The 19,045-nt window shown below is 44.3% G+C and carries 20 protein-coding genes and 5 pseudogenes; 11 read left to right on the top strand and 14 right to left on the bottom strand.

The genetic code is table 11. The features are described 5' to 3' along the window. Window positions 1-66: 66 nt before the first annotated feature. Complete coding sequence (locus IPP77_03245) at window positions 67-690, bottom strand: orotate phosphoribosyltransferase (GenBank protein MBL0308715.1); 624 nt, start codon at window positions 688-690, stop codon at window positions 67-69. Window positions 691-782: 92 nt separating this feature from the next. Here IPP77_03245 and IPP77_03240 point away from each other — a divergent pair, with 92 nt between their 5' ends. Next, on the top strand, window positions 783-1,415 hold the full coding sequence (locus IPP77_03240) for an NUDIX domain-containing protein (protein ID MBL0308714.1): 633 nt from the start codon (window positions 783-785) through the stop codon (window positions 1,413-1,415). A gap of 133 nt (window positions 1,416-1,548) precedes the next feature. On the opposite strand, the gene IPP77_03235 is transcribed toward IPP77_03240, so the two are convergent. From IPP77_03235 to IPP77_03185, 11 genes and pseudogenes are all read right to left on the bottom strand, one after another. Beyond that, window positions 1,549-1,719, bottom strand: a complete 171-nt coding sequence (locus tag IPP77_03235; GenBank protein ID MBL0308713.1) for a hypothetical protein — start codon at window positions 1,717-1,719, stop codon at window positions 1,549-1,551. Between the two features lie 47 nt (window positions 1,720-1,766). Then, the gene (locus IPP77_03230; GenBank protein ID MBL0308712.1) at window positions 1,767-2,192 is read right to left on the bottom strand and encodes a TlpA family protein disulfide reductase; all 426 of its coding nucleotides are present in this window, start codon (window positions 2,190-2,192) and stop codon (window positions 1,767-1,769) included. Beyond that, window positions 2,161-2,901 carry a DUF4369 domain-containing protein gene (locus IPP77_03225; protein ID MBL0308711.1) on the bottom strand — a complete coding sequence of 247 codons (741 nt, stop codon included), beginning with the start codon at window positions 2,899-2,901 and terminating at the stop codon, window positions 2,161-2,163. The genes IPP77_03230 and IPP77_03225 overlap by 32 nt, the downstream gene beginning before the upstream one ends. A 30-nt stretch (window positions 2,902-2,931) precedes the next feature. Then, complete coding sequence (gene gatB, locus IPP77_03220) at window positions 2,932-4,386, bottom strand: Asp-tRNA(Asn)/Glu-tRNA(Gln) amidotransferase subunit GatB (protein MBL0308710.1); 1,455 nt, start codon at window positions 4,384-4,386, stop codon at window positions 2,932-2,934. Beyond that, complete coding sequence (locus tag IPP77_03215) at window positions 4,386-4,679, bottom strand: type II toxin-antitoxin system RelE/ParE family toxin (GenBank protein MBL0308709.1); 294 nt, start codon at window positions 4,677-4,679, stop codon at window positions 4,386-4,388. Before IPP77_03215 ends, gatB begins: the two co-directional genes overlap by 1 nt. After that, window positions 4,666-4,800, bottom strand: a pseudogene (locus IPP77_03210) (addiction module protein). Before IPP77_03210 ends, IPP77_03215 begins: the two are co-directional and overlap by 14 nt. Beyond that, entirely contained in the window at window positions 4,766-4,894 is a 129-nt protein-coding gene (locus IPP77_03205; protein MBL0308708.1) for an addiction module protein, read from the bottom strand. Before IPP77_03205 ends, IPP77_03210 begins: the two are co-directional and overlap by 35 nt. A gap of 24 nt (window positions 4,895-4,918) precedes the next feature. Beyond that, window positions 4,919-5,725, bottom strand: coding sequence for a hypothetical protein (locus IPP77_03200; protein MBL0308707.1), 807 nt, complete (start codon window positions 5,723-5,725; stop codon window positions 4,919-4,921). A 147-nt stretch (window positions 5,726-5,872) separates the two neighbouring features. After that, window positions 5,873-6,547 (bottom strand): annotated as a pseudogene (locus IPP77_03195) (alanine--tRNA ligase). Next, window positions 6,527-7,668 (bottom strand): annotated as a pseudogene (gene alaS, locus IPP77_03190) (alanine--tRNA ligase). Before alaS ends, IPP77_03195 begins: the two co-directional pseudogenes overlap by 21 nt. Before the next feature lie 961 nt (window positions 7,669-8,629). Further along, window positions 8,630-9,487 (bottom strand): RNA polymerase sigma factor RpoD/SigA, encoded by an 858-nt coding sequence (locus IPP77_03185; protein MBL0308706.1) that lies wholly within the window; start codon window positions 9,485-9,487, stop codon window positions 8,630-8,632. A gap of 160 nt (window positions 9,488-9,647) precedes the next feature. Here IPP77_03185 and IPP77_03180 point away from each other — a divergent pair, with 160 nt between their 5' ends. Beyond that, the gene (locus tag IPP77_03180; GenBank protein ID MBL0308705.1) at window positions 9,648-10,697 is read left to right on the top strand and encodes a quinone-dependent dihydroorotate dehydrogenase; all 1,050 of its coding nucleotides are present in this window, start codon (window positions 9,648-9,650) and stop codon (window positions 10,695-10,697) included. On the opposite strand, the gene IPP77_03175 is transcribed toward IPP77_03180, so the two are convergent. Next, window positions 10,698-11,354, bottom strand: a complete 657-nt coding sequence (locus IPP77_03175; GenBank protein ID MBL0308704.1) for a DUF4159 domain-containing protein — start codon at window positions 11,352-11,354, stop codon at window positions 10,698-10,700. Between the two features lie 14 nt (window positions 11,355-11,368). Next, window positions 11,369-12,073 (bottom strand): 16S rRNA (uracil(1498)-N(3))-methyltransferase, encoded by a 705-nt coding sequence (locus tag IPP77_03170; protein ID MBL0308703.1) that lies wholly within the window; start codon window positions 12,071-12,073, stop codon window positions 11,369-11,371. Between the two features lie 358 nt (window positions 12,074-12,431). Between IPP77_03170 and rpsP the strand changes: the two genes are divergently transcribed. The 9 genes and pseudogenes from rpsP to IPP77_03125 all read left to right on the top strand — a co-directional run bounded on the left by rpsP (window position 12,432) and on the right by IPP77_03125 (window position 19,030). After that, on the top strand, window positions 12,432-12,998 hold the full coding sequence (gene rpsP / locus IPP77_03165) for a 30S ribosomal protein S16 (protein ID MBL0308702.1): 567 nt from the start codon (window positions 12,432-12,434) through the stop codon (window positions 12,996-12,998). Between the two features lie 14 nt (window positions 12,999-13,012). After that, a complete protein-coding gene (rimM, locus tag IPP77_03160; GenBank protein MBL0308701.1) occupies window positions 13,013-13,525 on the top strand; it encodes a 16S rRNA processing protein RimM in 513 nt (170 codons plus the stop codon). After that, a pseudogene (gene trmD / locus IPP77_03155) lies at window positions 13,522-14,199 on the top strand (tRNA (guanosine(37)-N1)-methyltransferase TrmD). The gene rimM and the pseudogene trmD overlap by 4 nt, the downstream one beginning before the upstream one ends. An 88-nt stretch (window positions 14,200-14,287) precedes the next feature. Beyond that, window positions 14,288-14,671: a 50S ribosomal protein L19 gene (gene rplS, locus IPP77_03150; protein ID MBL0308700.1), complete on the top strand. Its 384-nt coding sequence runs from the start codon at window positions 14,288-14,290 to the stop codon at window positions 14,669-14,671. 146 nt (window positions 14,672-14,817) lie between these two features. Continuing rightward, a complete protein-coding gene (gene accC, locus IPP77_03145) occupies window positions 14,818-16,314 on the top strand; it encodes an acetyl-CoA carboxylase biotin carboxylase subunit (protein ID MBL0308699.1) in 1,497 nt (498 codons plus the stop codon). Window positions 16,315-16,339: 25 nt separating this feature from the next. Beyond that, window positions 16,340-16,750, top strand: coding sequence for a 6-carboxytetrahydropterin synthase (locus tag IPP77_03140; protein ID MBL0308698.1), 411 nt, complete (start codon window positions 16,340-16,342; stop codon window positions 16,748-16,750). Between the two features lie 99 nt (window positions 16,751-16,849). Next, window positions 16,850-17,449 carry a GTP cyclohydrolase I FolE gene (folE, locus tag IPP77_03135; GenBank protein ID MBL0308697.1) on the top strand — a complete coding sequence of 200 codons (600 nt, stop codon included), beginning with the start codon at window positions 16,850-16,852 and terminating at the stop codon, window positions 17,447-17,449. Window positions 17,450-17,505: 56 nt separating this feature from the next. Then, window positions 17,506-18,361, top strand: a pseudogene (gene fabD, locus IPP77_03130) (ACP S-malonyltransferase). Between the two features lie 93 nt (window positions 18,362-18,454). Beyond that, a complete protein-coding gene (locus IPP77_03125) occupies window positions 18,455-19,030 on the top strand; it encodes a hypothetical protein (protein MBL0308696.1) in 576 nt (191 codons plus the stop codon). Window positions 19,031-19,045 lie beyond the last annotated feature (15 nt).

The raw sequence follows: 19,045 nt of genomic DNA, 5'->3' as shown, positions 1-19,045 counted from the left end.
GCGTATATATAAATATCAGCGACGTAAAACTTATAAATATTAGCTATGAGTTAGCTAAAACCAGCTCTAGGCATTCCATCCAACAGGATTGCGATACCAATCAAGCAAAACTATTTTTTCAGAATCTTTTATGTAGTCTTGCTGGTGTGCTACTTCAATTAAAGTAGGATAGTCAGAAAGCGTAAAGAATGGGCACTTTGCCGCTTCAAAATTTCGCGAAGATTCGGGGAAAGCATAAGTGAAAATTGCGGCCAATCCCAACACCTCAGCTCCTGCCCTTCTCAAGGCTTCTATAGCTTTGAGCGAGCTGCCGCCCGTGGAAATCAAATCTTCTATTACAATCACCTTTTGGCCGGACTCCAATTTCCCTTCTATTAAGTTTTCCAACCCATGCGCCTTTGCTTTATCTCGCACATACACAAAGGGGAGGGTTAATACATCTGCGACTAACGCTCCATGGGGAATTCCTGCCGTTGCCACTCCAGCAATCAATTCACAAGTACAAAATTCATCGGTAATTATTTCAGCAAATGCCGTCTTTATGAAGTTCCTCACTTTAGGATAGGAAAGTGTTTTTCGGTTGTCGCAATATATTGGACTCTTCATTCCACTTGCCCAAGTGAACGGCTCAGAAGGATTTAATACCACGGCTTTAATTTCGAGTAGGTATTCTGCAACCTCCCGGGCAATGGTTTTATTTATCAGCATATTTTAAATTGAGGACACATAATTAAATGAAACAGAAATTGTGATAAGTTTGAACTTCTTATTAAGAGAACCCAATGGATTTAGGCTATAAAATTTATTTTAACCATTCTATTTTGCAACTATCCAACTCCTCGAAGCAAAGTAAGGAATTTTCAGATTTACTCCTGACCAAAGAGGCCTCTATCGAAAAGTTTTTTTCAGATTCTGTGGGATTATTTGATGGTTCACTAACCAGAAATGTCCATATACTTACCAAAAAGCCGGAGTATTGGATGCAAGAATTAAAAAAGAAGGTAAAACTCATTATTGCCGGCGGAGGTATCGTTTGGAATGAACACGGCGAACTTCTGATGATTTATAGAAAAGGTATGTGGGATTTGCCGAAAGGCAAAATAGAACCGGATGAAAATATTCAAGCCGGTGCCCAACGGGAAGTAGAAGAAGAGACCGGGGTTATTATTCAAAGTGCAACGGACAAATTTGTCAAAACGTATCACACGTATCAGATGAATGGAAAGAATTGTTTGAAAGAAACTAGTTGGTTTGAAATGAGTTCATATCCCAACCAAAACAACTTAAAACCCCAAACACAAGAAGGGATCACGGAAGCGCGGTGGGTTAAGAAAGTGGACCTTGAAAACTACCAGAAGGACTCCTACCCTCTTATTTCGGATTTGATTGGAACATTGATCGGCTCCAATATCTAACCGTAAATAGACAGTAGACACTAAGTTTGGAGAAATAAAGGATGTTTGTATCAAACGCTATAGCAAATTCTTGATTTGGTGCAGCAAAAACCCAATTTGGTGCAGCAAAAATCAAATTTGGTGCAGCAAAAACCTAATTTGGTGCAGCAAAAACCAAATCTGGTGCAGCAAAAACCAAATTTGGTGCAGCAAAAATGAAATCTGGTGTAGCAAATACCCAATTCGGTGCAGCGGATTCTAAATTTGCTGGAGCAAATGACTTTTTCGCTATAAAAAGCACCTGACTTGAAGTTTCCGAAGCCATGATTTCTATTTGCTTCCTGAAAACGAAGGAGAAATCTCGCTCGTCAATTACTGAATCACTTCAGCAACCTTCTGTTCCAAGGCTGGGCCGCGCAGGCCATCTTTGGCAATAATAATCCCGTTTCTATCTAAAAGATAAGCAGCAGGTATGCCCTGTACACCATAACGCAAAGCAGCTTCCGACTGCCAGTATTTCAAATCGCTCACGTGATTCTCCCAAACCATACCCAAAGCCGCAATGGAATTTTTCCAAGCATTGGCTTCTTTATCCAATGAAACACTATAGACGGTAAAGCCCTTGTCTTTATATTTTTTATATACAGAGACCACATTTGGCATTTCCACCCGGCAAGGGCCGCACCACGATGCCCAAAAATCTAACAACACTACCTTGCCTTTCAAAGATGAAAGTTTGATATTCTTTCCGTTAGGGTCTTTCAAATCAATATCCGGAGCTTCCTTGCCCACAGCCAAAGCATCGGCCTTGTTCTTTCATTTGCTTTTCATAATTATTATACACTTCGCGATAGTCCTTCGTATAGGATGAATTAGGTAGTTCCTTTTCTAAACGATGAATAATTGCAAGATTCTCTTTTGGGAATTTATCCACGGGTCCATTGGTTACTAAAAACATAGCCACCAAAGGATCCTTAGCTACTTGAGAACTATCCCTGATATAACTTTCAAACTTTGCACCCGCCGTCTGTAATTGTTGCTGAATAAACATCATCGTGTCCATCGAAACCTTCATCTGTCCGTATGCCTGATATGCCTGATTCCATCCATTCAACTCCTGTTGCACTGCATTCATTTCTTTGAACGCCTTCTGAAATTCATCATTACCCTTAGAGCCGCTCGCCTTGAAATTGTTCTCTTGATTGCTCAAGTCTATCTCCACCTGATACTGAACCGGCTCCAGTAAAATCAAAAAGCTGGTTTTGTTGTCCAATTTCAATCGGTAGAAACCTTTTTCAGAAACACCCGACATTTTAAAGTGTCCTTGATCATCAATTGCTGCAGAATCTACCATTGTCAACTGCTTCAACCCTAGCTTTTCTAGCACTACAGATTTAGCGGGGTGATTCTTCACCGTTCCCTCTATGGTGTATTTATCGGTGTTGCCATTCAGGTTACAAGCAGAAGCAATGGAGAAGAAAAGGACTAAAGCAATAATTTTATGCATGATTTGTTTTTAAAGAAATGAGGGGCGAAATTAAGATTCTAATTTTTCGGCTACGAGTTTGTTTGTCAGTTTCGGGTCGGCTTTGCCTTTGGATAGTTTCATCACCTCTCCGACGAACAAACCTAACAATCCTTTCTTCCCGGCCTTATATTCAGCTACTTTTTCAGGATATTTAGCAAGCACCTCAGTTATCAGGTCGTTTATCAAGCCCTCATCACTGCTTTGCAGCAAATTGAGTTCCTGCGCTATAGTTAGCGGCTCCTTGTCAGGGCTGGAAACCATGACCGGAAAGATATTGGTAGAAGCCACCGAGAAATTGGTTTTGCCAGCGTCAATCAGTACAATCAACTTAGCGAGCATGGCTGGAGCCAGATTGAAGTCGCTTATCTCTTTGCCGTGTTCATTCAGGTAGTTCTTCACCGGGCCTAAAATCCAGTTGGCTGCGGCTTTATAATTTTTTGTTTCGGCCAATAGTAGGTTGAAATATTCTGCCAAGGCCTTGTCGTCTGTAATGATTCTCGAATCATACTCCGGCAAACCATAAATCGTCATGTATTCTTCCTTCAACTCAGAAGCAAGTTTGGGCATGTTCTTCTTTACCGACTGAATGTATTCTTCAGAAACATATACCGGCGGCAAATCCGGTTCTGGGAAATAGCGGTAATCATGCGCCTGTTCTTTGCTGCGCTGCGAAAGAGTGATTCCTTTCACAGCCTCAAAGCCCCTTGTTTCCTGAACCAGCTTCTCTCCTGCTTCCATCCCGTCAATCTGGCGCATGAATTCATATTCAATGGCGCGTTTCACGTTGCGCATCGAGTTCATGTTCTTCACTTCGCTTCGCGGATTGAGCACATTCGTCCCTTTCAACCGAACGGAGACATTCGCGTCGCAACGCATCGAGCCTTCTTCCATGTTGCCATCGCAAATGCCCAGATAGCGGACCAACTTTTGAACTTCGTTCAGATAGGCCATCGCCTCATCTCCACTTCTGATATCCGGTTCTGATACAATTTCTATCAAAGGCACTCCGGCGCGGTTCAAATCCACCAAAGTAAAGTAAGGATCAATATCGTGGATGCTCTTTCCGGCATCTTCCTCCATGTGGATGCGCGTCAGGTTCACTTTCTTTTTCCCTCCTTCAAATTCAAACTCTATATATCCTTCGGTACAGATAGGCGTTTTGTCTTGTGTGATCTGGTAGCCCTTCGGCAAATCGGCATAGAAATAGTTCTTCCGAGCGAATTGATTCTCATTCCGAATATTGGAATGTGTAGCCAGTCCCAACTTCACGGCATACTCAATAGCGGTCTCGTTCACCACCGGCAATGTACCCGGATGTCCCAACGAAATCACACTGACATGCGTGTTCGGAGCGCCGCCAAACTCCGCCGAATCGCCGCTATACATCTTGCTTTGAGTAGAAAGCTGGGCATGGACTTCCAGCCCCACCACTACTTCGTATTTATCGTATTTACTATCGCTCATTATTCTATTCTTGTTTGCCAGACTCTCGGATTACGATGCCCATGAAAAAAAGCAACGACTTCTATCATTTCGCCTGTTATCCGATAAATTATTTGGTATGGAAATCTACGTATGTTCAATATCCGAATCTCTTTCTCTCTTTCTTCAAAATATGGATGACGACTTATTATTTCTAATCCCTCATCAAAACAAAGACCTAAATCATCTCCCAACCCTTTCCTTTGTTCTTCGTACCAGTAATATGCTTCTTCAAAGTCTAGAAGAGCAAATTCTGAAACCTTAATCCTGAACATCTTTCTTCAGAGATTTAATTCTCGCCTTTGCTTCCTCCAGTGTGTAATACTTCACCTTCCCTTCTTTGGCAAGATCCAGCCGTCTATCAACCTCCTCCTTTTGGGCTGCTGTTAACTCCCGTCTTTGTGTCTTTCGCTATTTCATCCCAAATCTCTTCTACCAGCAAAATCTTTTCAGACTTACTTAGCTTCCCTATTTCCTTACGAATATCCATAACACAATTTTATTCAAAGATAGCTTACTTAAATCGCTCTTTCAATTTCACCATCAACTCCTCCACCTCCTTCATACTTCCCGCGCTTGCCTGCACAAAGTCCGCAGGACCGCCGCCCTTGATGGTGGATGACAATTCCTTCAATATTTGATTGCCATTCCCCAATGCCGGAGCCACCCGAAGATGCACCACATTCTTTCCGTTGATAGCCGAAGCCAGAACGAAAACATAATTCTCTTTCACTTCGTTCACCAACTGAATGCCCAGTTTGCGCAGCGAATCTACCGAAGTCACCTCCACATCTTTCTTACCGATAAAACTGACATTCCCCACCTTCTCAATGAAAGCAGATTTGTACTGCTTCACCAAACCCGCCACCAACTTATCCTGTAACTGCTCGTTCTCTTTCCTCAGGTTTTCAGATTGCTCCTGCAAGGCTTTCACGGATTGCACTACATTCTTCGCGCCCTTGAAGGCTTCGGTAATTGAGTGCAGTTCATTCAACTTGGCATTGACATACTCCATCGCCTTTCTTCCCGTCACCGCCTCTATTCTTCTCACACCCGAAGCAATCGAACTCTCCGAAGTAATTTTGAACAGACCTATCTCTCCGGTCGAACGAACATGATTGCCGCCGCACAATTCGCGGGAGAACTTTTCATCGAAGGTGATAACGCGCACCACCTCCCCGTACTTCTCACCAAACAACATCATGGCGCCCATCTTCTCAGCCTCCTTGATCGGCACATTCCGCTTTTCATCCAAAGCAATGCTCTCCATGATTTTATCATTCACGATTTGCTCCACCTTTGCTATCTCCTCATCCGTCATCTTCGCAAAGTGTGCAAAGTCAAAGCGCAGATAATCGGGATTCACCAAAGAACCTTTCTGCTGCACATGATTTCCCAACACCTGCCTCAAGGCCGCCTGCAACAAATGCGTAGCCGAGTGATTCTTAATCGTATCGTTTCTTCTCGCCGTATTGATTTTTGCATGAACCTTGACATCCACCTTCGTCGGCAGCTTCTTCACGAAGTGAACAATCAAATCGTTCTCCTTCTTCGTATCAATCACGTCTATTTTCTCGCCGCCAAAATCCAGATAGCCCGTATCGCCCACCTGTCCGCCGCTCTCGGCGTAGAAAGGCGTTTTATCCAAGACCACCTGAAACAGTTCCTTATCCTTCTGCTTGATGCTCCGGTACTTAATCACCTGCGCATCGCCCTCTACAAAATCATAACCGATAAACTCACTCTTGCCGTCTGCGCTGATATTCTTCCAGTCGCTTTGTTCCGTTGCAGCATCGGCACGGCCTCTTTCTTTTTGGGCGGCCATTTCTTTATTGAAGCCAACTTCATCAACCGTCCAGCCTTTTTCGGCAGCGATGAGTTTGGTTAAGTCGAGAGGGAATCCATGCGTGTCAGATAATTCAAAAGCAGTCTTCCCAGAAACATTGTATGATGGATTCTCTTCAATTTTTTTGTCAACAAACTCTTTCTTTTGAAGAAGAAAATCCGTTGGTGTAATGTTTAGAAATTTCTCTGGGCTATTTGGATTTTCCTTAGACTTCTTTAAAGCCTCCCTAGTCAAATATGCGTCGGCTTCAGCTTCATATTCATTTCGCTGTGCGTTTTCTAACCTATTCAACCCAATGGAAAGTGTGCGAAGGAACGAACTCTCTTCTTCCCTCACCACATTCCCCACAAAACTCTCCTGCTTTTTCAACTCCGGGAATATATCGGCAAACTGCCCCGCAATCATCGGCACCAGTTCACAAAGAAAAGGAGTATCAAATCCCAAATAAGAATATCCATATCGCACCGCCCGGCGCAAAATTCTTCTAATCACATAACCGGCTCCGGTATTCGATGGCAACTGCCCATCAGCAATCGTAAACGAGATAGCCCGGATATGATCTGCAATAACGCGAAGCGCGATGTCCGTCTTTTCATGCTCCCCATATTTCACGCCCGCCTTTTTCGCCACCGCCTGAATCACTGGCTGAAAAACATCCGTATCATAATTGCTCGTCTTCCCCTGAATCGCCACACACAAACGCTCAAAACCCATCCCCGTATCCACATGCTTCTTGGGCAGCGGCACCAAAGAACCATCCGCCTTGCGCTCAAACTCCATGAACACATTATTCCAAATCTCAATCACCTGCGGATGCCCCGTATTGACCAAATCTTTCCCCGGCTTCGCCTTTCGTTCCTCGTCGCTCCGCAAGTCAATATGAATCTCCGAACAAGGCCCGCAAGGACCCGTGTCGCCCATCTCCCAAAAATTATCCTTCTTATTTCCCTTCAAAATTCTTTCCTCCGCCACATACTTCTTCCACTCCCAAAAGACTCCTCATCAAAACCCAACTTCTCCTTCGCATCGCCCTCAAACACCGTCACATACCGGTCCTTCTCCAGCTTATAAACACCGGTCAGCAACTCCCAACTCCACCCAATCGCCTCCTGCTTAAAATAATCGCCAAAGCTCCAATTGCCCAACATTTCAAACATCGTGTGGTGATACGTATCCACGCCCACCTCCTCCAAATCATTATGCTTCCCGCTCACCCGCAAACACTTTTGCGTATCCGCAATCCGCGGATATTTCACCGGCTGATTACCCAGAAAAATATCCTTAAACGGCGCCATACCGCTATTGATAAACATCAGCGTCGGGTCATTCTTCACCACAATCGGCGCCGACGGCACAATCTTATGCCCCTTACCTTCAAAAAAATCAAGAAATGCTTTGCGAATCTCCGACGACGTCATTTTATCTGCTGCTTATTTATTTTCAAGAGAGCGGCGAAAATAAAACAATAGAGAAGATTTTGGGCGCGCCCCCGTCCCGATTCCTCTAAAATATTTTGGAAGAATCGGGACGGCGTCAGGCTTTCGGCTATAGCTTTTTCGACTCGTTTATTATTAAAGGATGAAAAAGGATGCCGCCTCTATCCTTCGCGCTTGCCCCCTTGCTCCACGCTTCGCCCAACATCACCAAAGGAGCAACAAAACCAAAACTTCCACGCCGTCTCTATTCCCCCTTCAAGGGTTAGAGGTCTCGGCTGAGCGTCCTTATTATAAGTACTCTTTCATTGTTAGGTGGCTGTTTCTCCCCACTTCTTCGGAGGGAGGCTGGGGGTGAGGTCGGCTGTTTATCCTCCGCCGGGGGAGGTGGATTTTTCTGCCGAAGCAGAAAAAGACGGAGGTGGATTTTTTACAACCCCTGTCAAATGCCATCTTTTCATTGTCAGACGCATTCTGAACACTGACAGATGCCATTTCTTCACTGTCTCATGCCATTCCTTCACTGTCTGATGCGATCCCACGACTGTCTGACGCTATTCCTTGACTGTCTGTCGTCATTCCTTCACTGTCAGATGCCATTCCTTCACTGTCAGACGCCATTCCTTCCCTGTCAGACGCCATTCCTTGACTGTCAGATGCCATTCCTTGACTGTCTGACGCTATTCCTTGACTGCCTGACGCTGTCCCACGACTGTCTGACGTCATTCCTCGTATGTAAGCTGCCATACCTTGCTTGTAAGCTGCCAATTTGTCCGCTCCGCCCCTTCTGCGGCTTCGGCTCTGGGGTTACGCCCAAATTTCTAAAAAGCGAAAACTCCCGAACCCGAGTGGGTGGGAGTTTTCTATGGAACCGAGATGAAGGACTTGGAAAAAACAGAGCGCTTTATCATCGCGCCCCGTTTGTTCCTCGACCGGACCGCGGTTATTATTTTACGTACGCCTGAAGCAAGAAAGGGCTGGTGCTTTCTTTCAACTGGCGGATACATTTTTCTTTAATCTGCCGAACGCGTTCGCGGCTGAGGTCATAGCGCTGCCCTATTTCTTCGAGCGTGAGGGGCACTTCGCCATTCAATCCAAAATAGCTGGCAATGATTTCTGCCTCGCGGTCCGATAGTTTTGACAGCGCCTCATTCAATTGTGTTTGGACGGTCTTCTTCATCACCTTGTCTTCGGCTGTTTCTTGATGTTCGTCGTGAATGATATCGCTCATCTGGCTGCCTTCGCCCAAGTTCATCCTAGATTCGGTGGTGACGTTCAGGTTGCTGATTTGAAAGTATTCGTCAATCTCTTCTTTCGTCATACCGAGCATTTCCATCAGTTCTTCTACATCGGGTTCGCGTTGATACTCCTGCTCGAAAGCGGCAAAGGCCTTGCTGATTTTGGTGTAGGCACCGATTTTGGCAACCGGTAGACGAATGATTCTTGATTGCTCCACAATGGCTTGCATCATAGCCTGACGAATCCACCAAACAGCATAGGAGATGAACTTAAATCCTCGAGTCTCATCAAATTTATAGGCAGCGCGAATCAATCCGAGGTTCCCTTCGTTGATCAGGTCGCTAATGGCCAAGCCTTGGTTATTATATTGTTTCGCCACACTCACCACAAACCGGAGGTTGGAAGTGACGAGCATCTCGAGCGCTTCTTGGTCGCCGTTGCGGATGCGCTTTGCCAACTCACCCTCTTGTTCGGCAGAAAGCAAATCGCTCTTGCCGATGTGCTTCAGATATTTGTCTGTGTCCGTATCTCTTCCTGCAACGTGTGTAATTCTTAATGGTCTCATAAATCTCGGTTCGGTTCGTAGAATTTTATCTTCTCTACTTTACGGCGAGGAGAACAAAAGGTTTCAGGAACCGCTGCGCAAACGGGCTGGAGAGCGATATTCTTGTCAAATACAAGGTGTATGTTTTGGATAAGAGGAAGTTCTCACCACCTTTGTCGCCATGGATTTATACCCTTTGATTAAATCGCTGCTGTTTCGGATGAACCCGGAAGAGGCGCATGATTTCACGATTCATAACCTACAGTTGGCAGGCAAGTTCCCTTTTCTGCTTCGGCTGATTGCCGGCGAACCGGTAGAACATCCCAGCCTGAACCGGAAGCTGTTTGGGCTTGACTTTAAGAACCCAGTGGGCCTGGCTGCCGGACTGGATAAGAACGGGGAGGTAGTAGATGAAATGGCGCAAATGGGTTTTGGATTTATAGAAATCGGAACCATCACACCCAAAGCACAACCGGGAAACGACCGACCTCGTTTGTTCCGCTTGGTTAAAGAGAAGGCGCTCATTAACCGGATGGGGTTTAATAATGTTGGAGCCGAAGTAGCGGCGCAGAAATTGAAGCGGCGCAAAAGCGATATAGTGGTAGGGGTGAATATTGGAAAGAACAAACTGACACCCAATGAAGAGGCTATCGGCGACTATGAATATTGCTTCAAAACCTTGTTTGAGTATGGAGATTACTTTGTGGTGAATGTCAGTTCGCCCAACACTCCCGGACTGAGGGCCTTGCAGGACAAAGATTCGTTGACGAGGATATTGAACGGTCTGCAGGACATCAACCACTCGAAAGAAAAGACCAAACCCATTCTGCTTAAAATTGCTCCCGATTTGACGACCGAGCAACTGGATGAGGTGATTGACGTAGTACTGAAATCAAAGATTGCCGGAATCGTAGCGACGAATACGACCATCAGCCGCGAAAGACTGGATTATTCAAAAGAGGAGATAGAAAGATTCGGTGCCGGAGGACTAAGTGGCCAACCGTTGACGCAAAAAGCCACCGAGATAATCAAGCATATTTCTATTCGTTCCAAAGAATTGAATGGCGGCGTGAAGATTCCGGTCGTAGGCGTGGGCGGAATTATGAATGTTCAAGATGCTATGGACAAACTGGAGGCGGGGGCTGATTTGTTACAGCTTTATACGGGCTATATCTATCAGGGACCTAAACTGATTCATGATATAAACCGCGCACTGCTTGTCGAGAAGTAATCAGTTGGAGAAAACGTAGCGGATAATATTGGCGCCCATCTTCAGTGCCTTTTCGCGGACCGGTTCGGGATCTTTATGCACTTCGGGGTCTTCCCACCCATCGCCTAAATCACATTGATAGGTATAAAGCACTACTAATCTTCCTTCATGAAAGATGCCAAAAGCTTGCGGAGGCAGGCCATCATGTTCATGAATCTTAGGTAGGCCATTTGGGAAGTCATATTTCTGGTGAAATATTGCATGAGAAAAGGGAAGCTCAATCAACTTAGAACCCGGGAATAGTTTCTCTAACTGTGGCCGGATGAATTTGTCCATACCATAGTTATCATCTGCATGAAGAAATCCGCCACCGACCAAATAGGCGCGAAGATTGGACAGCTCCTGTTCGTTAAACACCACGTTGCCGTGGCCAGTCATGTGAACAAAAGGGTAATTGAAAATTTCGGCACTTCCCACTTCCACACTTGGAATGTCGGTATCTATATTAGTACCTATGTTTTGGTTGCAATACTTAGCCAGATTGGGAAGTGAGGTAGGGTTGGCGTACCAATCTCCTCCGCCGTTATATTTCAAGAGAGCAATCTTTATAGGCTGATCAACTACTACAAATGCGCAACAGATCCAAAGAATCAAACCGGTAATCAATACTCTTTTCATGCCGCGTAAAACTATCATTCATTCGCCATATTAAAAGCGGCGGCTGCATAAACTCCGGCAGTTTCCAACCGCAAACGGCTTTTGCCCAATATAACGGGTTCGAATTCGCGTTGGACAGCGAGCGCTATTTCCTCCGGCGTAAAGTCCCCTTCGGGGCCTATAAGCATGACCACATCAAAACCTCCATGATATGCTTGTTTAAAATGCAGAGACTTTTCATCCAAGTGAGCAATGAATTTACGACTCTCACCATTGAACGAACGAAGGAGTTCATCATACTTTATCATTTCATTCAGCACTGGAATTTGATATTTCAGACTTTGCTTGCAGGCGCTTAGCATTACCCGCTGCAGTCGGTCAATCCTCAATTCTCTCCTTTCGGAACGGGTACATAAAAGCGGAGTGATTTGGCTAATACCAATTTCAGTTGCCTTTTCAATAAACCACTCGAAGCGCTCTATGTTTTTGGGTGGAGCAATAGCGATATGTAGAGAAGATTTATTCCCCGCATCAGCTTCCAACAGTTTTGCGACACGAACCGTCACTTCCTTCTTGCCAACAGAAATAATCCGTGCATCAAATAGGTTTCCTTTCCCGTCAAAGACAAATAGCTCCTCTCCCTCTCGTTTGCGTAAAACGCTCACAATATGTTTGGATTCTGTTTCGTCTAGAACACATAGTTCATTTAACATGGCATCCGGACAATAAAAGACATTCATAAATCGCTTCTTTTATAAATTATCAAGGCATGCACCACCTGCTTATTACGTTTGCGTTTATTCATCCTGTTTTCATAGCATAGGTCATAAAGAATTTATTTTCATCTTTCCTACTTTAGATGTCAAAGTAAATAACTTGTTGGTGACCTGCGCGAAGTCCAGCGGAATACGGCACTCGAAAACATTGTCTGTCCCGTCTCTAGTTGAAGGGTTTATATCCCTCTATCAATTTAATTTCTGCGCAAATATTTTGGTCATAATCTCATCAAGCCTTGCTATTTCCATTTTATTCATTCATATTTGCGCTCCTTTTTCAAGAAATATATTTCATAACCAATCCTTAAATTAATTTTAAGACATGGCAGTAAAAATCAGATTACAGAGACACGGCAGAGGCAAACGCCCTTTTTATCACATCGTTGCGGCAGACAGCCGTGCACCACGCGACGGTAATTACATTGAACGTATTGGTGACTATAATCCACTGACCCGTCCCGCTACCATCCATTTGGATGTAGATAAAGCGGTGAACTGGCTTCAGAAGGGTGCGGAGATTACAGATACCGTAAATGCTATTTTTAAGTATAAAGGCATCCTTTATAAGAAGCATCTTCTACGCGGAGTAGCAAAAGGTGCCATGACCGCCGAAGAGGCTGAATCAAAATATCAGTTGTGGATGGACGAGCATAAAAACAAAGCGCTGGACCACGAGAAAAAACATCATAAGGATAAGAGTGAAATCAAAGCCAAGTTGTTGGAGCAAGAACAAAAGAAGGCAACTGATCGCGATGCAAAACGTATGGCTGCATTAACTGTTGCCGAAGAGGCTAAGAAAGCCGCTGAAACGGAGGCGACTGCTCAAGAAGCTCCGGCTGCCGAGACAAGCGCTAGTGCTGATACCCAAGAACCTCCTACAGAAGGATAGTAATTTATTAATCAATGGCCGAATCGTACATAACTGTCGGCAAACTCGGAAAGCCTCACGGAATAAGTGGGGCTTTTCGGTTTCTATTATCCTTGGAACTGAAAAGTAAAAACAGATTTCCAAAATACTTTGTTCTGACTTCAGGGAATCACTCCGCACCTCAGTTTATTAATAAAATAGAATGGATAGGAGAAAAAGATGGAATCATAACCTTTGAAGAAATAAACTCTCGGGAAACTGCAAAGCGATACAATGGCTCTGCAATCTTGCTTCTTGAAAAAGACATTACAAGCTATTTCAAAAAAGAAGATACCGGGGAACATGACTTGACCGGGTTCCTTGCTTCCGACGAAACCGAAGGGCTTATCGGACGAATTCATGAGATGATCGAAAGCCCCGGGCAGATCCTCTTATCAATAGAGGACAAGGATATTCTTATCCCTTTGGTGGACGAATTCATTGTAAAAATCAACAGGCCTAAAAGAGAAATTCTCTTTCGTTTGCCCGAAGGATTACTTGACTTATGAGAATAGATATTATTACGGTTCACACCTCTTTATTAGAAAGTCCTTTTAACCACTCCATCATTAAAAGAGCTAGGCAAAAAGGTCTATTAGAAGTGAACCTGATTGATCTTCGCGACTTTACACCGAGTAAACAAAAGCAAGTGGACGACTATCAATATGGTGGAGGCGCAGGAATGGTGATGATGTGCGAACCGATAGCTAATTGCATAGATCACCTAAAAAAGGAAAGAAGCTATGACGAAGTAATTTACATGACTCCTGACGGAGAGATGATGAATCAAAAAATGGTGAATACCCTTTCACTAAAAAAGAGTTGCATCATTTTATGTGGACACTATAAGGGTGGATGATGCATTCGCGAATTGTACATTACTAAGGAAATTTCTATAGGTGATTATGTTTTGAGTGGTGGTGAGTTAGCTGCTGCCGTCTTTGTAGATGCTATTGGTCGTTTGTTGCCGGGCGTGTTAAGCGACGAAACTTCCGCACTAACAGATTCTTTCCAGGATAATATTTTGTCCCCACCGGTTTATACTCGTCCTGAAAATTTCCGTGGATTAATAGTACCTGAAGTATTGCTTTCTGGTCATGAGAGAAACATCATGGAATGGAGGCATGAGCAGGCTTTGGAACGCACAGAAGCCCGGCGGCCAGATTTATTAGGAGAAGAATAATAATATAAAGATTGCTTCCCACTATTAGTTTTCGCATAAAATCATATTTTTGCGTGCCTTTTTAAAAAAATATATAAACCAATAGGTCATGAATCCAAAACTGAAAGCCGTTGAAAATGCGCTTTTCGCAGCCAACAAACACCCGAATTTCGGTCCTGGCGATAATATCACTGTATCATATAAAATCACTGAAGGAACGAAAGAGCGTATTCAGGAGTTTCGTGGAGATGTTATCCAGATACGAGGTGAAGGAGCTTCAAAAATGTTTACAGTTCGCAAAATCTCTAATGGTGTAGGAGTAGAAAGAATTTTCCCTCTTAGCTCTCCGTTTGTTGATACCGTAACAGTTAATAAGGTAGGACGTGTGCGTCGGGCAAAGCTTTTCTACCAGCGTAAGAGAAGTGGAAAAGCCTCTCGTATTCAGGAAAAGAAAATGGCAGAACCAAGCGCCGCTAAATCTACAGCAGAATAAATCGGGGCTTTTGCCCTGTTTATCTCCTTTAAAAGCAAAACCCATCGTAATCACGATGGGTTTTGCTTTTCTGTATATCAGTAGAACTGAAGCTACTTTCCCTCCAGAATTTTTTGCATGTTTGCCCTCCCAAAAAAATAATCAGGATGAAAAAAATATTGGTTGCCAACCGGGGCGAAATTGCGCTCCGCGTCATGAAAAGCGCCAAAGAAATGGGGATCAAAACGGTCGCCGTATTTTCAGAAGCTGACCGCAGTAGTCCACATGTGCGGTATGCTGATGAAGCCGTTTGCATAGGCCCTGCTCCGTCTAAGGAATCTTATCTAAAGGGAATTAAAATTGTCGAAGTAGCCCGCGAGTTAGGCGTGGATGGCATCCATCCGGGCTATGGCTTTCTAAGTGAAAATGCCTATTTCGCCCGACTGGTTGATGATAGCGGTATTACGTTCATCGGCCCTACACCAGAGGCTATGGAGATGATGGGAAGTAAACTGGCCGCAAAAGTAGCCGCAAAACGATTCAACATTCCTATGGTTCCGGGAAGTGAGGGAGCAATTACGAGCGTGCAGCAAGCTCAACTTCTGGGGGAGAAAATAGGTTACCCTATTTTGATTAAGGCTTCCGCCGGTGGTGGCGGAAAGGGGATGAGAGTGGTCAGATCATCTGAGGAATTAGAAGAACAAATGCAGCGCGCAAAAAGCGAAGCGCAAAACGCCTTTGGCGACGGAAGTGTCTTTATCGAAAAATATATCGCCTCGCCAAAACATATAGAGGTACAGGTTCTGGGCGATACACACGGCAACATTGTTCATCTTTTTGAAAGAGAATGTTCCGTGCAGCGTCGTCACCAAAAGGTAGTGGAAGAAGCTCCTAGTTCCTGCCTAACGCCGGAAAAAAGAAAAGCGATTGGCGAAGCGGCAGTAGGAGTGGCTCGTTCCTGTGATTATATCGGAGCTGGAACGGTTGAATTTCTAGTGGACGATCAATTGAATTTTTATTTCCTTGAAATGAATACCCGCCTTCAGGTAGAGCATCCGGTAACGGAAATGATAACCGGATTGGATTTGGTGAAAGAACAAATCAAGGTGGCCCGGGGTGAAAAGCTATCCTATTCACAAGATGACCTTTCTATACGTGGACATGCAGTAGAATTACGGGTTTATGCAGAAGATCCGATTAATAATTTCTTACCGGATATTGGCAGATTGGTGGAGTATCGCAAGCCCGAAGGCCCGGGCATTCGCGTAGATGATGGTTACGAGCAGGGTATGGATATTCCTATATACTATGACCCTATGCTTGCCAAATTAGTCAGTTATGGAAGAGACAGGAATGAAGCGATGGCAAGATTAGTAAGAGCGATTGATGACTTTAAAATTGCCGGAGTAAAGAATACGCTGAACTTTGGAAAATTTGTTTTACGACACCCTGATTTTATCAACGGAACTTTTGACACCAATTTTGTGGAAAAGCATTTCCGCCCAGAACTTTTGAAAGAACAATCCCCAGACGAAGCAGAAATTGCAGCACTCATTGCCGGACACTACTATAACGATAAAGCAAGGACCGTGCGGGCAAATGGAAAAGAAGAGAAGTCTTCAACTATTGGAGAAAGCAACTGGATCCGTCAACGAACTATCTAAAGAAATTTACTCGAAATAACCGGATATGGTTTACCTCACAAGAAGAGAGCATTTCAACGGCGCGCACCGTCTCTACCAGCCCAAGTGGGATGAGGAACAAAACCGGAAAGTCTTTGGAAAGTGTGCCAATAAAAATTGGCACGGCCATAACTACGATTTATTTGTAACCGTGAAAGGCGAACCGGATCCCGACACCGGCTTTGTAATCAATGCACATGATCTCAGCAAAATTCTGAAAAAGGAAGTGATTGACAAGTTAGACCACAAGAATTTCAACTTGGATGTACCTGAATTGAAAGACCAAATGCCCAGCATCGAAAACGTAGTTCGACTGATTTGGAGATGGATAGAACCTCAACTGAAAGGATGCAAGCTACACTGTATCAAATTGACCGAGACAGAAAATATCTATGTCGAATATTACGGAGAAAAATAGTTAACGGCTCGCAGATGACCGTTAGCAGTAAATACAATAGATTGACTTGGCTTTTTTCATTTCTGTGAAGCGCTAAAGGCCAAACCAAAAACCTTTATCATGAAAAAATATCAGAAAACAGAAACCTATGATCAGCAATCGCTAGAGTTGCTGAAAAAGAACTACAGTGAAATCATTAAAACGCTGGGAGAAGACCCCAACCGCGAAGGACTCGCGCGCACCCCGGAGCGCATTGCCAAAGCCATGCACTTTATGACGCAGGGTTATCAGTTAGACGCCATAGAAATATTAAAGTCAGCCATCTTTGACGAGCATCATAGCGAGATGATTATCGTGAAAGACATTGAACTATTCTCTCTTTGCGAGCATCACCTCCTCCCCTTCTATGGCCGCGCTCACATCGCATATATCCCCAATGGAAAAATTGTCGGATTAAGTAAACTGGCCAGAGTAGTTGACGTGTTTTCTCGTCGCCTACAAGTGCAGGAAAGACTCACTTGCCAAATAAGAAACTGCGTGCAGGAAGCTCTTCAACCATTAGGGGTAGCAGTAGTTGTGGAAGCCAAACATCTTTGCATGATGATTCGCGGAGTGGAGAAACAAAACTCCACTACTACTACTTCCGCATTCACCGGAGAGTTTGAAAATCATTCCACAAGAAGCGAGTTTATCAATTTGATTTCGACGAAGTTAAGCTAGCAGTTAACCGCTTTGCCATCTGCTAACCGCCATCTGCCAACCATTAACCTAACACCATGAAAGCATACATATTCCCCGGACAAGGCTCCCAGTTTACCGGAATGGGAAAAGATTTATTTGATCAATCTGAAACGGCAAAAAATGTTTGCCACCGCCGATGAGCTACTCGGATTCCCTATCTCAAAAATCATGTTTGAGGGAACGGATGAAGAATTGAAACAAACCAAAGTAACCCAACCCGCCGTTTTTATCCATTCGGTGATAGCAGCTGCATTGATGCAAAACTTCCAGCCGGATATGGTAGCCGGTCATTCTTTGGGCGAGTTCTCTGCTTTGGTGGCAAACAAAACTTTAGGTTTTGAGGACGGATTGAAGTTGGTCTCCATTCGGGCGCGAGCCATGCAAAAGGCCTGTGAGTTGCAGCCTTCCACCATGGCTGCGGTGATTGGTTATGCCAGCGAGGAGCAGGTTGAAAATATCTGTAAAGAAATTTCTGATGAAATAGTAGTGCCTGCCAACTATAACTCACCGGGACAGTTGGTTATTTCCGGCACGGTGAAAGGAATTGAACTGGCTTCGGAAAAACTGAAAGCCGCCGGAGTGAAAAGAGTGATTACACTGCCAGTTGGCGGAGCTTTCCATTCGCCCTTGATGGAACCTGCCCGACAGGAACTGGCCGAGGCCATCCATCAATCCAATTTCAACCAACCCTCCTGCCCTATCTACCAGAACGCAACGGCCAAAGCAGAAACCGATGCGACTCAAATCAAATTGAACTTGATTGCTCAACTCACCGCGCCTGTTCGTTGGACACAGTCAGTGCGCCAAATGCTGGCAGACGGTGCAACTGAATTTGTCGAGATTGGACCGGGCAATGTACTGACCGGTTTGATTAAGAAAATACAGGGATAGAATCAAGAGAAGTTTACCTTTCAAAAATCATCCTGTTTCCTTGGTTCTATTTTAGTTTCTTTTCTACATTTGCCGAAACCAAAAACAAACAATATGAAAAAGACAATTAGCATTTTCCTTGCGGTGATATTATCGTCCGCATTTGTGTTCGCACAAGACGTTCAGATTCCTGACTTCAAAATGAGCCCCATGCTGATTAAGAAGGATGGTTCCCTCAGCAAACTAGAAAAGCCTACGATGGAAATAAAATCCAAAACCAAAGGCTTTAGTTATGGTGCCAGTGTCGTTACTTTCCTCAACTTGTTAGGCGGACACTCTCCTGTCAAGATTGATCCGAGTGATGCACAGTTCATCATCAAACTAAATGATGCTGAAACAGATCCAGAAGGTATTCTTTATTTGACCAAAGTAATGGTAGCTAAGGATACCCGCGAAGTAGAATTAGCACAATCTGCTGCTGCTATGGCGGGCGCTTTTGGCGGTAAAGGCAAATCTGTTCAAAGAGACGATATTGCTGTGGAGTACACTAAGGTTTCTCCAGGTGTTTACAAATTTGTTCCAAGCACTCCACTTACCGAAGGAACTGAATGGGCTTTAGTCGTTCGCGGCTCAAATGTTTCGTTCTGTTTTGCTACGACTGGTGATGCTAAAAAAGGAAAGAAGAAATAAACCTTATTCCAATAT

Source organism: Bacteroidota bacterium (assembly GCA_016722375.1).
Lineage (GTDB): Bacteria > Bacteroidota > Bacteroidia > Chitinophagales > LD1 > Bog-950.
This window is presented reverse-complemented; position numbering and strand designations above follow the sequence as displayed.